Origin of the sequence: Providencia sp. PROV236 (assembly GCF_033676985.1) — a bacterium.
Taxonomy (GTDB): Bacteria; Pseudomonadota; Gammaproteobacteria; order Enterobacterales; family Enterobacteriaceae; genus Providencia; species Providencia manganoxydans.
The window spans coordinates 3,328,133-3,342,410 of sequence record NZ_CP096297.1; the positions used below are offsets into that span (position 1 = coordinate 3,328,133).

General features: G+C 43.9%; 13 protein-coding genes. 5 read left to right on the plus strand and 8 right to left on the minus strand.

Going from position 1 to position 14,278, the window contains the following annotated elements; all coding sequences use genetic code 11:
* Positions 1-433 precede the first annotated feature (433 nt).
* From bioD to bioB, 4 genes are read right to left on the minus strand one after another with little or no spacing between them, the layout of a single operon-like run.
* Positions 434-1,117, minus strand: coding sequence for a dethiobiotin synthase (gene bioD, locus M1E96_RS15285; protein WP_319068720.1), 684 nt, complete (start codon positions 1,115-1,117; stop codon positions 434-436).
* Positions 1,110-1,886: a malonyl-ACP O-methyltransferase BioC gene (gene bioC, locus M1E96_RS15290; RefSeq protein ID WP_140180642.1), complete on the minus strand. Its 777-nt coding sequence runs from the start codon at positions 1,884-1,886 to the stop codon at positions 1,110-1,112. The genes bioD and bioC overlap by 8 nt, the downstream gene beginning before the upstream one ends.
* Positions 1,867-3,021: an 8-amino-7-oxononanoate synthase gene (gene bioF / locus M1E96_RS15295; RefSeq protein ID WP_272581067.1), complete on the minus strand. Its 1,155-nt coding sequence runs from the start codon at positions 3,019-3,021 to the stop codon at positions 1,867-1,869. The genes bioC and bioF overlap by 20 nt, the downstream gene beginning before the upstream one ends.
* Positions 3,021-4,058, minus strand: a complete 1,038-nt coding sequence (bioB, locus tag M1E96_RS15300) for a biotin synthase BioB (protein ID WP_140180645.1) — start codon at positions 4,056-4,058, stop codon at positions 3,021-3,023. Before bioB ends, bioF begins: the two co-directional genes overlap by 1 nt.
* Positions 4,059-4,150: 92 nt before the next feature.
* Between bioB and bioA the strand changes: the two genes are divergently transcribed.
* Complete coding sequence (gene bioA, locus M1E96_RS15305) at positions 4,151-5,422, plus strand: adenosylmethionine--8-amino-7-oxononanoate transaminase (RefSeq protein WP_272581068.1); 1,272 nt, start codon at positions 4,151-4,153, stop codon at positions 5,420-5,422.
* Between the two features lie 146 nt (positions 5,423-5,568).
* On the opposite strand, the gene pgl is transcribed toward bioA, so the two are convergent.
* Entirely contained in the window at positions 5,569-6,555 is a 987-nt protein-coding gene (pgl, locus tag M1E96_RS15310; protein ID WP_140186340.1) for a 6-phosphogluconolactonase, read from the minus strand.
* 458 nt (positions 6,556-7,013) lie between these two features.
* Here pgl and M1E96_RS15315 point away from each other — a divergent pair, with 458 nt between their 5' ends.
* Entirely contained in the window at positions 7,014-7,832 is an 819-nt protein-coding gene (locus M1E96_RS15315) for a pyridoxal phosphatase (RefSeq protein ID WP_070925003.1), read from the plus strand.
* 156 nt (positions 7,833-7,988) lie between these two features.
* Here M1E96_RS15315 and modC read toward each other — a convergent pair whose 3' ends face one another.
* Genes modC through modA form a run of 3 tightly spaced genes read right to left on the minus strand, consistent with a single transcriptional unit; the run spans position 7,989 to position 10,542 of the window.
* On the minus strand, positions 7,989-9,062 hold the full coding sequence (gene modC / locus M1E96_RS15320; protein ID WP_272581070.1) for a molybdenum ABC transporter ATP-binding protein ModC: 1,074 nt from the start codon (positions 9,060-9,062) through the stop codon (positions 7,989-7,991).
* Position 9,063: 1 nt separating this feature from the next.
* On the minus strand, positions 9,064-9,753 hold the full coding sequence (modB, locus tag M1E96_RS15325; RefSeq protein WP_070925004.1) for a molybdate ABC transporter permease subunit: 690 nt from the start codon (positions 9,751-9,753) through the stop codon (positions 9,064-9,066).
* Positions 9,754-9,771: 18 nt separating this feature from the next.
* Positions 9,772-10,542: a molybdate ABC transporter substrate-binding protein gene (modA, locus tag M1E96_RS15330; RefSeq protein WP_272581071.1), complete on the minus strand. Its 771-nt coding sequence runs from the start codon at positions 10,540-10,542 to the stop codon at positions 9,772-9,774.
* A gap of 433 nt (positions 10,543-10,975) precedes the next feature.
* Between modA and M1E96_RS15335 the strand changes: the two genes are divergently transcribed.
* The 3 genes from M1E96_RS15335 to M1E96_RS15345 are packed head-to-tail and all read left to right on the plus strand — an operon-like array spanning position 10,976 to position 14,267.
* A complete protein-coding gene (locus M1E96_RS15335) occupies positions 10,976-12,130 on the plus strand; it encodes an ATP-grasp domain-containing protein (RefSeq protein ID WP_272581072.1) in 1,155 nt (384 codons plus the stop codon).
* Positions 12,094-13,266 carry a hypothetical protein gene (locus tag M1E96_RS15340; protein ID WP_369427198.1) on the plus strand — a complete coding sequence of 391 codons (1,173 nt, stop codon included), beginning with the start codon at positions 12,094-12,096 and terminating at the stop codon, positions 13,264-13,266. Before M1E96_RS15335 ends, M1E96_RS15340 begins: the two co-directional genes overlap by 37 nt.
* A complete protein-coding gene (locus M1E96_RS15345; RefSeq protein WP_272581074.1) occupies positions 13,263-14,267 on the plus strand; it encodes an aromatic ring-hydroxylating dioxygenase subunit alpha in 1,005 nt (334 codons plus the stop codon). The genes M1E96_RS15340 and M1E96_RS15345 overlap by 4 nt, the downstream gene beginning before the upstream one ends.
* Positions 14,268-14,278 lie beyond the last annotated feature (11 nt).

The following is a 14,278-nucleotide window of genomic DNA, read 5'->3' on the forward strand; positions in this document are numbered from 1 at the left end:
AATACTGTTTTATCATTTAAATAGAAGTCGTAAATTGAAAATTTCAGTATCTTTCGCTAGATTTATTTCATTATAAAATATGTATATTTGATAAATAGAAATGACTCATCATAATACTCCTTGGTGAGTATAATTTGTCATTGATAAAATACATATTCTAATATGAAAGAGGTGATAATATTAATCAAACCTATTTAGTCCCCTAAAATAACCATATTATTGTTAAAAATAATGATAATAGTTATCACAACACTACATTAGATTGTAAAATACCTGATAAAGTAAAAATGAAGTTCGCCCTGAGATGTAAAAATACAGTGAGGCCGATGCAAAAAAAATCAATAAAAATCAATAAAAATCAATACTATCACAAACTTTTGGCAGTCGATTCTTATATCCTATTTTTTATTTGGCCTTCACTTTAATTTCATCACTAGACGGTTAGCAAACACCTCACATCAATATACGACCCAACATTTGCTAACAATTCGATATTTTTATGAGGAATAATACCAAGACAAGGTGCATTGAGTGAACGGTGTAATGTCGCTAAATATTCGGCCTGATAGTCTCCTGCTGGCTCGACTTCATTCGCCACCCACCCCACCAATTTTAGCCCTGATTGTTTAATTGCTTGTGCGGTTAATAATGCATGATTAATACAACCCAGTTTGATGCCAACCACCATAATTACTGGTAATTGTTGCTCAACCACCCAATCTGCATAACTTTCTTGCGCAGATAATGGCGTGTACCAACCACCAGCTCCCTCAACCAACACCCACTGAGCCTTTGACTGCAAATGTATTAATCCATCGGTCATAACCGAAAAATCAATCGGCTGGCCAACTTTTTCGCTAATAATATGTGGCGATGTCGGAGCTTCAAATACAATCGGGTTCACTTCTTGGTAAGTTAATGGCAATGTGCTGTTCGCTTGTAAAAATAGTGCGTCACTATTGCGTAGCCCCTGCGCTGTTTGTTCACTGCCTGATGCAACAGGTTTATAACCCGCAGTTCGATAACCCAATTGTTTAGCCGCTTGCAGTAATGCACAACTAACCACGGTTTTACCGACCTCAGTATCAGTGCCGGTCACAAAATAAGTTTTAGTCACGATAAATTATTCCAAATACAGTTTGATAAGTAAGCTCAAGACCCTTTTCAGACATGGGATAAGCGCTCTCAAGTCGATGTAATCGCTGCCTTGTCATCAATCCACCACGCCGCCCTGCGGTGAGATGGGTCGCGCCAATACCTTTCAATGAATTCAATAATCGAGCTAAATCCGGAAAATGCAGTTTATCGGTCTGAAGCAACAATTGATGCTGCCATGGTTGGCAACTCGCGGTGATCTGTTCAAAACTTAAAAACGCATTTACATGCGAATAGCCATCTAACCTAGCCCAAGCTTGCGATAGCTCCGATAGAGAGCCTTCAGCAAGCGTGGTAAACACAATCACACCACCACTTTTAGTCACTCGATGCAATTCAGTCAGCGCCAGTGATAAGTCAGAGCACCATTGGATCGCTAAATTAGAAAAAACCACATTAAAAGTTTGGTCGGCAAAAGGCAGTGCTTCCATATCCGCACAGATATACTGCTTCGCCGCATTTTTTTGACGTGCAACATCCAACATGCCGGACGATAAATCTAATGCGGTCACTTCAGCCCCTTGTGCTTTGATTATTTGGCTGAAAAAACCAGTACCACAGCCAACATCAATCACTTTTTTAGCCGCTAAATTCACCTGTGCTGAGGCTAATAAATCCAGCAGTTGATGACCGCTATTTTGTTGATAATACGCTATCGAATCATAGCGTTTTGCTGCTTTACCAAAGGCCGAAGCGATTTTTTGTTTTTCATCACTTAATGGTAAAACCATTTAACGCCTCCAACAGTTGATCAATATCTTGTTGGTAATGAGCGGCACTCAAAGTAATGCGTAGTCGTGCACTTCCGGGTGGGACAGTTGGTGGCCGTATCGCTTGTACCCATAGCCCTTTTTGTCGTAGATAATCAGAAAGTTGTAAACTGATCTCATTATCTCCCACGATGACAGGCTGAATTGCCATCTGTGAGTCCGCTAATTGCATATCCCGAAATTGACTATTTTTTCTAAAATACTCAATATGTTGCTTGAGCTGTTCCCTCGACTCATCCGCTGCACGGATCTGTTGCAATGCCGCAGACAACGCAACTGCCTGAGCCGGTGGCATTGAAGTGCTATAAATCAGGTGACGAGCGGTTTGAATAAAATAATCTGCGGTTGTTTCATCACACAAAACAGCTGCGCCACTCAAACCAAATGCTTTACCAAAGGTCACAATCAATAATTCAGGTTTGATACCATGTACATCACAGCTACCACGCCCTTCTCGCCCTCGCACACCAATACCATGAGCATCATCAACCATTAACCATACATTATGTTGTCCAGCAAGTTGTTGTAATTCAATCAGTGGAGCGCAATCGCCATCCATACTAAAAACGCCTTCAGTAATAATCAGCGTTTTTCCTTCTGTTGGATGAGCTAGCAACTTTTCTAATGATGATGGGCTATTGTGGGTGAAGCGTCGCAAGTTAGCATTCGATAACATTGATGCTTCAAGGATCGAAGCATGACTGAGCTTGTCGGCTAAAATACGATCCCCTTGACTCATCAAGGCAGTGATCACCGCTTGATTTGCCGCAAAACCCGAAATAAACAGTAGCGCTCTAGGGTAACCTAACCACTCCGACAGGGTATTTTCTAGCTGTTGATGGGCAAGCGAAAAACCGGTTACATGCCCAGATCCCCCACTACCTGTACCATATTGCGCTGCACCTTGCTGCCAAGCTTCAATCACCTTTGGATGACGACTTAACCCTAGATAATCATTGCCTGAAAAGTTTAGATAATGTTGCCCATCAACCTGTAATTTACGTCCTGAGTTATGTTCAACACAGATCCGCTGGCGCCAAACAGAATTTTGTCGCCGCTGTGCTAGTTGCGCCTGCATAAAAGATTGCCAGCTCATTAGATAGCCGCGTTATAGAACTGTTGATTATCGGCAGTCAGTATTTTTTCAGCTAAATGGGCTGCTTGCTGGTTATCACCATCACTCACCTCAATACGTTCAGGATTGATATTGAGTTTTTTGAATAATGCCAGATCTTTGTTTTCATCTGGGTTTGGTGTTGTCAGCAGTTTACAACCATAAAATACAGAGTTAGCACCCGCCATAAAACACAGCGCTTGGGTTTGCTCATTCATATATTCGCGCCCCGCCGATAAACGTACATAAGAGGTTGGCATCATGATCCGTGCAACCGCGATAGTACGAATAAAATCAAATGCATCAACGTCTTCATTATCTGCCATTGGCGTTCCCTCAACCTTCATCAACATGTTGATTGGCACACTTTCAGGTGGCTTGGGTAAATTAGCGAGTTGGACCAATAATGCAGCACGATCACTCACTTTTTCGCCTAAACCTAAAATGCCTCCTGAACACACTTTGATCCCCGCGTTACGCACATTATCTAACGTGTCGAGACGGTCTTGATAAGTTCGAGTAGTAATAATATTGCCGTAGTACTCAGGTGAGGTATCAAGATTATGGTTGTAGTAATCAAGCCCTGCCTCTGCAAGACGCTGCGCCTGATTATCATCGATCATACCCAGTGTCATACAGGTTTCCATGCCAAGGGATTTGACTTCTTTCACCATCATTTCAAGGTAAGGCATATCCCGCTCACGTGGATTACGCCACGCAGCTCCCATGCAGAAACGCGTTGAGCCTGCCTGCTTTGCCTTTTTCGCAGATTCTAATACTTGCTGAACTTCCATGAGTCGTTCAGTTTCTAACCCTGTTTTGTAACGAGCGCTCTGCGCACAGTATTTACAGTCTTCAGGGCAAGCCCCTGTTTTGATCGATAACAAAGTACTGACTTGTACTTGCTGTGGGTCAAAATGCTGTCGGTGAATTTGCTGAGCTTGGAATAGCAGTTCAAAGAAAGGCATTGAAAACAATTCATTAGCCTGTTTAGTTGTCCACTTTTTTAATTCGCTCACGGCAGGTCTCCATCGTAAAAAGTCGTTGCCAGTTTAAATATTGTGGTTATCATGTCAACCAGATTTAATAAAATAAGTTGACGGTAAAACAAATGGACAGTTCAGATATTGCTTTCGATGCTAAACATATTTGGCATCCCTACACTTCGATGAGCCACCCGATACCTGCGTATCCCATCGTCGCGGCAGAAGGCACAGAGCTGATAATGGCGAATGGTGAGCGACTCATTGACGGTATGTCTTCATGGTGGGCTGCAATTCATGGCTATAATCACCCAGTGCTCAACCAAGCAGCGATTGAGCAACTACAAAAAATGTCGCATGTGATGTTTGGTGGGATCACTCATCCCTCTGCGGTGAATTTATGCCGTCAACTTATTGAAATTACCCCCAAGCCTCTTGAATGTGTTTTTCTCGCTGATTCAGGCTCGGTTGCCGTTGAAGTGTCTTTGAAAATGGCATTGCAATATTGGCAAGCAAAAGGCGAAAAACGCCAACGTATTTTGACGCTACGCCATGGTTATCATGGTGATACTTTCGGTGCAATGGCTGTGTGTGATCCTGATAATTCAATGCATGGGCTGTACAAAGGCTATCTCCCTCCACATATTTTTGTTGATGCTCCTCAATGTGGTTTTTATGACGAGTGGGATCCCCTAGATTTACAGTCGATCACACAACAACTTGAGGTAAATCATCAAGAAATTGCTGCGATCATCCTTGAACCTATCGTTCAAGGAGCAGGTGGAATGCGCATCTATCACCCTCAATACTTAAAAGGGGTGCGTGAGCTTTGTGATCGTTATGGCATATTATTGATTGCCGATGAGATAGCGACAGGTTTTGGGCGAACAGGAAAATTGTTTGCCTGTGATCATGCCAATATTTCTCCTGATATTATGTGCTTAGGAAAAGCCCTAACTGGGGGATATATGACGCTCTCGGCGACGTTAACCACCCGACATGTTGCAGAAACCATTAGCAATGGTGAAGCAGGCTGTTTTATGCATGGTCCAACCTTTATGGGTAACCCACTAGCTTGTGCTGTTGCCAATGCAAGTCTGCAATTATTGCGCGAAAGCCCATGGCAGCAAACCGTCGCTCATATCGAGCAACAACTGATCCGAGAACTCACTCCTCTTGAGGATCATGCAAATGTGCAGCAAGTCCGTGTACTGGGTGCTATTGGTGTCGTTGAGATGAAAGAGCCCGTAAACACAGCGCAATTACAGAAAAAATTTGTCGCCAAAGGTGTATGGGTCAGGCCTTTTGGACGATTAATTTATGTGATGCCGCCTTATATCATTTTACCTGAGCAGCTCAGTAAAGTGACGAATGCGATTAGAGAAGTAATCGAGCAATAAATTCCCTTTAAATAACAAAGGGAGCTAAATAATTTAAAGCGCAGCTACATAGCCGTAAATACAGTCGAGTCACCTAGGTAAACTCAGTGACTCGACTAGCAGGGTTCTATCGCCATATCTTAACAAACATGACAAGCGCAACGTAATTAGCGCGCCAACACCGTTACCCACATAGGCCCTTTGCCGACTGGGTAACGACCAATTTGCGATAATTTACCGGTAATTGGATCGATTTCTGAAACTGAAATGCTATTTGATTTTTGCCCACTTGAAATCAAGAAACGCCCTGTTGCATCAATATTGAAACCACGCGGTTGTTCCTCGGTCGGATAAGTGCCCGCAAACGTGAGTTCACGCCCCTCATCGGAAACGAGGAAATGGCTAATATAGCTGTCTGAGCGCTCACTAGCATATAAGTGACGACCATCAGGAGTGATGTGGATATCTGCCGCCCAACGTTGGCTCTCGCTGCCTTCTGGATAAACATTAACATGCTGTATTTGGCGATAACGGGTGAATTTATGGTAAACATTAATAGTGGAATCTAATTCATTTACACAGTAAATAACTTTATGCTGCGGATGGAATGCCAGATGACGTGGACCAGCACCTTGAGCTGAGCTAATTTGATCAGCAGATGCTTCAGTTAAATAACCATTATCATGCAAATCAAATAGGCGGATATGATCTTCACCTAAGCAAGGTACCCATAGCTGTTGATTATCGGCGTCAACATGGGATGAATGTGGATTACGCAACCCTTCTATTACTTGGATAGCGCTTTGTGGCACACCTTCTTCGTCAATCGGTAAGACCGCCAAATTATGTTGATGGTATGAAGGAACAAACAAATACTTGCCGGTGTTATCTAATGATAAATGTACCGGCGTACTTGGAATGACCGTCTCAGCTTTTAAGCTAAGTGTTCCCTTATCTTCAATTTGATAAGTGATCACTCGAAAATTGGGCCGGACACCAATATAAAGGTGTTTTTTATCATGGCTTAATACCATTGGCTGTACTTGGCCTGGTGTTGTCACCGTTTGTAGTAACGTGAGCTCACCGGCTTCGTTCATAGACCAAACGTGGATTTGATGGCTTTCGGGGCTAGCAATATAGACAACCTGATTCATCCTGTCTCCTTATGATTCATGATAAAATAGCTTTTTTCATTATACTCTAAATAATTCGAGATGCAGGTAGGCGACAAGCGAAGATAGACGGGGAGCATAGATAAACTATGTGACTCGGCTAGCTGAGTGTAGTCAACAACCCTGCAATTTGAAGTATAACGAGTATATGACGGTTAATTTCAGGATACACTAGCGAGTAACAAGCAATCCCCTCTTTTTCAACACATCTTCCACTAAATTATCTCAAAATGATCAAAACAGCAGATTACCAATAACTTGACTCGATTCATTCTGCGCCACTTTAGTTAATCGGCAATATCCGCTAAGATGATAAAATTATTTTAGTATTGGATTATTTTCAGGCTAACAGATCCCTTTCTGTTTAGCCAACAACGACAAAAACTATCATATAGCCACTCATTAAGGCATATGCAACCTCAAATCACGTGGAGCCGTTTATGTCATACCGCGTTATTGCGCTCGATCTTGATGGAACATTGCTTGATCCTCAAAAAAAAATTTTACCCGAATCCCTAGCAGCCTTAAATGAAGCCCGTAGACAAGGTGTTAAAGTTCTCATCGTAACTGGCCGCCACCATGTTGCTATCCACCCTTTCTATCAAGAACTGGATCTTGATACACCAGCAATATGCTGTAACGGAACTTACCTTTATGATTATTTAGGTAAAAAGGTACTTGCATCCGATCCAATGACCACCGAATCAGCCATCCAAATGATTGATAGATTACAAGGAACGGATATTCAGCATTTAATGTATGTTGATAATGCTATGCTGTATAACGCGCCAACAGAAGGGATCAAACGTACCTTGAGCTGGGCTCAAACCCTGCCAGAAGCACAGCGCCCAAATATTCAGTTTGTTGAAAACTATGCCGACGTTATGCACGACTATCAATCTATTTGGAAATTTGCTGTCAGTTCCGAAGATGTTGATCAGCTGAAAGAGGTTGTGCGTGGTATTGAAAACGATTTCGGCTTGGAATGTGAATGGTCATGGGCCGATCAAGTCGACGTAGGTCGTAAAGGTAACAGCAAAGGCCAGCGCCTAAAACAATGGGTTGAATCACAGGGGATGACCATGAATGATGTGGTTGCTTTTGGTGATAACTTTAACGATTTAAGCATGCTAACCACCGCTGGACTCGGTGTTGCTATGGGCCAAGCGGTCGATGAAATCAAGCAACAAGCAAAACTGGTCACTAAAGATAATACCCAGCCGGGAATTGCGGAAGTGATCCGCAAATACGTTTTGTAACCGCGTATTTATACGCTCAATGATTTAAGTTGTCGTTAGGCTCACAAGTGAACAAATCGCTAAGTGTATAAGATCACGCTGATAAGTGTGAGAGCGACAACTTGAAGCATGGTGATCATAGAGGGCTAACCATTAGCCCTCTAATTACATAGATAACTATGATGAAAAGTTTCGGCTAAGGGATACACTCTTCACTTGCGCATACACACGACGCCCTTTACGGATCGACAGCTCATCGCGCGCCCAGCGAGTAATACGTGCCCATAAATAGTGCTGTTCGCCTAAATCCAATTTAACATCCACTTGCTCGCCATCTTCCATCCACTCCACGACTTCAGCGGATAAAATATTGCGGATGCTGCTCACCTGTGGCTTCTCTAATACTAATGACACATCGGATGCATCAATACGTAAACGTAATTCAGCCCCTTTTTCAGTATCAACACGAGGGATCCATAGCTTTTGATTGCCGACAGTCACTGCTGTCATATTATAGTCAGGGTGATTACTGTGGCATGTCACATTTAATACACTACTCAGTGTATCTTGCTGTAACCAAGGACGTAACGCACTACTGGCCCATACCTCTTCTAACGCACCGAACGCTTTTACTTTCCCTTGCGCCATGACGATCACTTTATCAGCCAAACGTAAAATCTCATCAAGACTATGGCTAACATATAAAATAGGAATTTTAACGTCTTGAGAAAGCTTTTCGAGATAAGGTAATAATTCACGTTTACGCGGTAAGTCCAATGAAGCTAATGGCTCATCCATCAGCAATATTTCAGGTGCCGTCAGTAAAGCACGGCCAATTGCTACACGTTGCTTTTCCCCCCCTGAGAGCGTAATCGGAAAGCGATTCAGTAATTTTTCAATTCCTAATAACCCAACGATTTCACCAAAGCGCTCTTTCATTTCAGGCGCCATACCGTAGCGTAAATTACTTTTCACTCGATAATGTGGAAAAAGGCGTGCATCTTGAAATACATACCCAATATGACGTTTTTCTGGCGGTAAACAAATACGTTTTTCGACGTCAACCAAGGTACGCCCATTCAGTACAATACGACCTCGATTTGGTTTGGTTAACCCGCCAATCACATTGATCAATGAGGTTTTCCCTGCGCCAGAAAGGCCAAATACCGCGGTAATACTTTCAGTAGGAAGCGCTGTTTTGACCTCAAGTTGCAAGTCACCCAACTGTTGTGAAAAATCCAGCTCTAACATATTAGGCTACCCCCAGTCGTTTTTTACCCCAGCGGGTCAGCCATTCTGAAATTAACAACGAAATGAGCGCCAATACAATGGCGATAATACACAGACGAGCGGCATCCACTTCAGCCCCTGGCGTTTCAATCAACGTATACATTGCCAATGGGATCGTTTGTGTTTCACCGGGAATATTAGAGACAAAGGTAATTGTGGCACCAAACTCACCTAATGAGCGAGCAAAGGCCAGCACAGTGCCAACGATAATACCGGGAAGTGACAATGGGATGGTGATCGTAAAAAATACCCGTAATGGCGTTGCACCTAATGTTCTAGCCGCTTGTTCCAATTTACGATCAACCGCTTCGAGCGCTAATCGAATCGCCCGTACCATTAAAGGGAAAGCCACCACAGCAGAGGCTAAAGCCGCACCTCGCCAACTAAAAGTGAAACTGAAACCAAACCAATTATATAACCATTCACCAATAAAACCGCGACGTCCCATACTAATCAATAATAAATAGCCAACTACCACAGGCGGCAAAACCAGTGGTAGATGGATAATACTATCAAGCAGTGTTTTACCGGGGAAATTACAGCGAACCAGAACCCAAGCCATTAATATCCCTAATGGTAGGCTAAACATTACTGCCACACTCGATACCTTTAAACTTAGGTAGATGGCTTCCCATTCATAAGCACTTAACATCGGCAATACTATAATCCCTTAACGTGGGGTGAAACCGTAACGTTTGAATACCTCAGAAGCCGCTGGGGTTTTCAGATACTCATAAAAGTCACGAGTGGCTTTATTATCTTGATCTTTGACGATAGCCATTGGGTATTCAACAGGTTTATGCGAATCAGCAGGGAAAATACCCACTACTTTTACTTTTTTGCTGGCAACAGCATCAGAGCCATACACAATGCCTAACGGTGCTTCATCACGCTCAACCAAAGCCATGCCGCTACGAACGTTATTCGTACGCGCTAACAATGGGTTCACCGTATCCCATGCACCTAAATTGCCTAACGCTTCTTTTGCATAAATACCAACCGGCACATGATCCGGATCACCAACCGCTAAACGACCACCATCAAGCAACTTTTTCCAATCAGTTTGTTGGTTGATTTCCACTTTTTCAATTTTAGAATCTTTTGGTGCGATCAAGACTAATTCATTACCTAACAAGGTATAACGTGTGTTATCCACCATCAAATGCTTATCAATGGCATAATCCATCCACTGTTGGTCAGCAGAAATAAACAGATTCGCGGGTGCACCTTGTTCGATTTGGCGCGCTAACGTTGAAGAAGATGCATAAGAAGAAACAACATCCACTTTATGCTCTTTCTGATACTGCTCAGAAATTTCATTCATTGCGTTAGTCAGTGATGCCGCAGCAAAAACAGTTATTTTCTCTGCCGCACTACTATAACTCGCCATAGATAAAGTTATCGTCGCGCCAGCTAAAAACTTGATCAAACTTTTTTTCATTTCATGCCCCATCCTAATATTAATAGTTACGCTATATATACCAAGATATAACGTTAACTTAAAGGCATAGGCTACATAAAAGTGTGCTAGCGCAACAATTTGACCAATATTTTAAGGATTGTCACCAGTAATAAATTTGTCCATCATTCTTTTTTAAAGTTCAGGAAGATGCGAGTCAGGTGTGTTACTAAAAGCCTACTTATAATTATGGTGCAAGATAGCTCAGTTAAATGGAGAGTAAAACACCAAAATACACCTGAAATAATTTGAGTTAATTTACTTAAAGATCAAGGTGAAAAGATGGTAAAATTTACAGCTATCTACTAAAAAACAAAAATAACGATACTGGTCAAGCTTATGACAGACAAAATCTCGCTCTCCAATAAAAAGCTTGTGTATCTCCATATTTACTGAAATTCCCTAAGAGATTGCTATGAACGTACTGATTCTCGGTGCACGTGCACCTGCCTGCTTAGAATGGGCGCGAGCCTTTGAAGAGGCAGGATGGGCTGTCAGCGTCGGCGATTCGTTGAGCCAGCCATTAAGCCGTTTCAGTCGCTCGGTGCAGCAGTATATCCGTTTACCTGAACCACGAAAGGATCCAGTAGCTTGGATTGAAGCACTGGCGGCGGCGATCAAAACTCAACGTATTGACCTGCTATTGCCAACGTGTGAAGAGGTGTTTTATTTGGCTCATGGCCTCGAACGTCTATTACCATTGTGTCGAGTGTTAACCAGTGACTTTTCGTTGTTGCACCGTTTACATCATAAAGGGCATTTTGCCGCCATGGTGGATGGTTGGTCCGTGACTGCGCCCGAAACACATCTACTGACAGACCGCCAATCGTTACTCACATTCGCTGATGAAGCGGCGAGATGGGTGTTCAAACCCGCGTACTCACGCTTTGCCTCACAAACTTTGATCCGCCCGTCAGCCCAACAGTTAAACGACGTGCAACCTACTCAGGCTGAGCCATGGATAGCACAGCGATTTATCGAAGGACAGGAGTTTTGCAGTTTTAGTATTTTGATTGATGGTGAACTACGAGCCCATAGCTGTTATCACCCACGCTATCGAGTTGGTCGTGGCTCAGGGATCTATTTCCAGCCGAGCACACCGGAACCAGTACGCCAGTTCCTTGAACATTTTGGTCAAGAAACCGCTTACAACGGGCAAGTGGGGTTCGATTTTATTAAGGATAGAAACGGTCGTTTTCATGTACTGGAGTGTAACCCAAGGGCAACCAGTGGTGTGCACTTATTCGATAATCAGCGACAATTATTAGTAAATAGCTTGAGTCATTCATGCGAACAAATACTTGAACCGACATTAGAGCCTCGAATGATCGCATTGGCTATGCTGCTATTTGCAGCACCACGACGGCTTTTTAGTCCTCAGTACTGGCGTGATTACACCATAGCTCGCGATGTCATTGTTCAAAAAGGTGACTGGTGGCCGCTAATAGCACAAACATGTAGTCTCACAGAAATCATTACTCGGGCTGTATCTCGACGCTGTGGGCTATTAGCTGCGTCTACGGCTGATATCGAATGGAACGGCCAGCCGTTAAGGGAACACACTCCATGAAATTATTGTTTAAAGAACAATTTCTCAGCGAGAACACCAGCCCTAATGATAGCCTTGCTTTACGCTATGTGCGCGCATGTGCCAATGACCGTTTAATCAGTAATGTTAGCGCTAGAATGGTGCTACTCGATACGGGAACACAGCAATTGCCTGTCAGTATCACGGAAGGTAACGAACCTGATGACAACTGCTATGTGGTATCCCCACAAACAGCCTACAGCGGTTATGCGCTTGAAGAGCTCAAACGCCTCGACAGACCATACCTAACTTGGCCCTTGAAACTGCTGATTCAAGCTGTCGCTTGTCTACTACGTGCGGGAAAAATCAACAAATTAGTGCAAGTGAATAACTGGTTGCTATCGACAAATCTTTATCCCACAGATTGGGATATCTCTGAGCTACCAGCAGTTACGGCGCTGCTACAAAGAGAATTTCCTGAGCATGCACTCGGCTTTCGTTCGCTTAATGATTTCAGCAATCGTGAGTTGCGCCAGAAACTGAAAACCCTCGGTTATCTGAGTGTCCCTAGCCGTCAAGTCTATTTGTTTGACGGACGGGCTGGGGAGCACGCACCGTTTCTCAAGCATCATAACACCCAATTGGATGCCACCTTATTACGACGTAGCCCGTATACCGTAGTACTTGGTAACGATTTAAATGATGCCGATTTCAAGAGAATCGAACATCTTTATAATCAGCTTTACTTAGGTAAATACAGTACTCTGAACCCCCACTACAATGCACGATGGATGCAGCAAGGACAACGCGAGGGATGGCTAGAATTTCGCGCCTTACGTAACGCTGAAGGGCGTATTGACGGCGCGTTGGGCTGGTTCTCGTCTTCTACCCTACTTAGCGCCCCAATCGTCGGTTACGACACCACGTTACCCCAAAAGATTGGATTATATCGACAATTAACCCGCCTGTGCCTACAAGAGGCCGTTGAGCGTCGTCAAGTGCTAAACTTTAGCTCTGGCGCAGCCAAGTTCAAACGCTTGCGGGGAGGACAGCCGCAAATCGAATATAGCCTGATCTACACCGCCCATCTGTCTTGGGGGCGACGCCTTGTATGGACGGTGCTTAGCTATTTATTGCATCGTATTGGCGTACCTATAATGAAGAGGTTCAAACTGTGAATTCGATTTTTCACCAATGGTGGCCTGTCGCTCTCAGCGCCCAATTGCGAAACAAACCTGTGGCAAGCCAATTACATGACACGCCGCTGGTGCTATTTCGTACCCGTGAGGGGCGTGCCGCCGCGCTACCAGATCGTTGTCCGCACCGTTTTGCACCATTGAGCGCTGGCAAAGTCTGTGATGGGCAGATTGAATGTCCTTATCATGGTTGGCGGTTTTCCGCCGACGGACGTTGCACTCGAATTCCCGGTAGTGATCAAGCCTCGGGAAGCAAGCCTCTGCTCGATAGTTTGGCTTGTTGTGAAGCTTATGGGCTGGTGTGGGTAAGCTTGAGTACGGAAACCCTATTAACCCCACCTGTTGCTCCTGCTCATCAGCATCAAATATTAGATACGTTCTGGATCACTGATCGAGTGCAATGTTCATTGCAGGATGCGGCAGAGAACTTTCTCGATGGATTTCATACTCATTTCGTTCACTCAGGCTGGATCCGTCATGATAAACAACGACAAAAAATCAGTGCTCAAGTTCACCCACTCGCAGATGGCGTCGAAGCCGTGTACAGCGAAGAGGGTAAACAGTCAGGGATTATTTCTCGGCTGTTTGAACGCGAGCGCGGCGTCAGTATGGGGCGTTTCCGTATGCCATGTCTGGCAGAAATAGAGTACCGCGATGGCAATGATGCACTTAATCTACTAGTCAGTGTTTGGTTGGTACCATGTGGAAACGGTCAGCTACAACTGTTTGCTCGAATAGCCACCAAGCGTGGCTGGCTTCCAGCAATCATCAAACGTTACATATTAAGTAAGCTATTTCGCGTGATCCTGCGCCAAGATCGCCTGATGCTAGAGAAGGTTACTCACAATAAATTGCGTTTTCCAGACCCCTTGCTTACTCCTCTGGATGGAGAGCAGGACTTACTTGGCCCGAGTATACGTAAATTACTCGAAGATGGACAACCACTTATATTTGAGGAACGCCAGTTCTCTTTTTGGCTCTAAATAGGAGGTTT

Coding starts and splice junctions, on each gene's coding strand:
- modB (WP_070925004.1), bottom strand. CDS start 9,753: ATGTTAAGTGCTTATGAATGGGAAGCCATCTACCTAAGTTTAAAGGTA.
- modA (WP_272581071.1), bottom strand. CDS start 10,542: ATGAAAAAAAGTTTGATCAAGTTTTTAGCTGGCGCGACGATAACTTTA.
- M1E96_RS15315 (WP_070925003.1), top strand. CDS start 7,014: ATGTCATACCGCGTTATTGCGCTCGATCTTGATGGAACATTGCTTGAT.
- bioF (WP_272581067.1), bottom strand. CDS start 3,021: ATGAGCTGGCAATCTTTTATGCAGGCGCAACTAGCACAGCGGCGACAA.
- bioC (WP_140180642.1), bottom strand. CDS start 1,886: ATGGTTTTACCATTAAGTGATGAAAAACAAAAAATCGCTTCGGCCTTT.
- pgl (WP_140186340.1), bottom strand. CDS start 6,555: ATGAATCAGGTTGTCTATATTGCTAGCCCCGAAAGCCATCAAATCCAC.
- modC (WP_272581070.1), bottom strand. CDS start 9,062: ATGTTAGAGCTGGATTTTTCACAACAGTTGGGTGACTTGCAACTTGAG.
- M1E96_RS15340 (WP_369427198.1), top strand. CDS start 12,094: ATGGAACGGCCAGCCGTTAAGGGAACACACTCCATGAAATTATTGTTT.
- bioA (WP_272581068.1), top strand. CDS start 4,151: ATGGACAGTTCAGATATTGCTTTCGATGCTAAACATATTTGGCATCCC.
- M1E96_RS15335 (WP_272581072.1), top strand. CDS start 10,976: ATGAACGTACTGATTCTCGGTGCACGTGCACCTGCCTGCTTAGAATGG.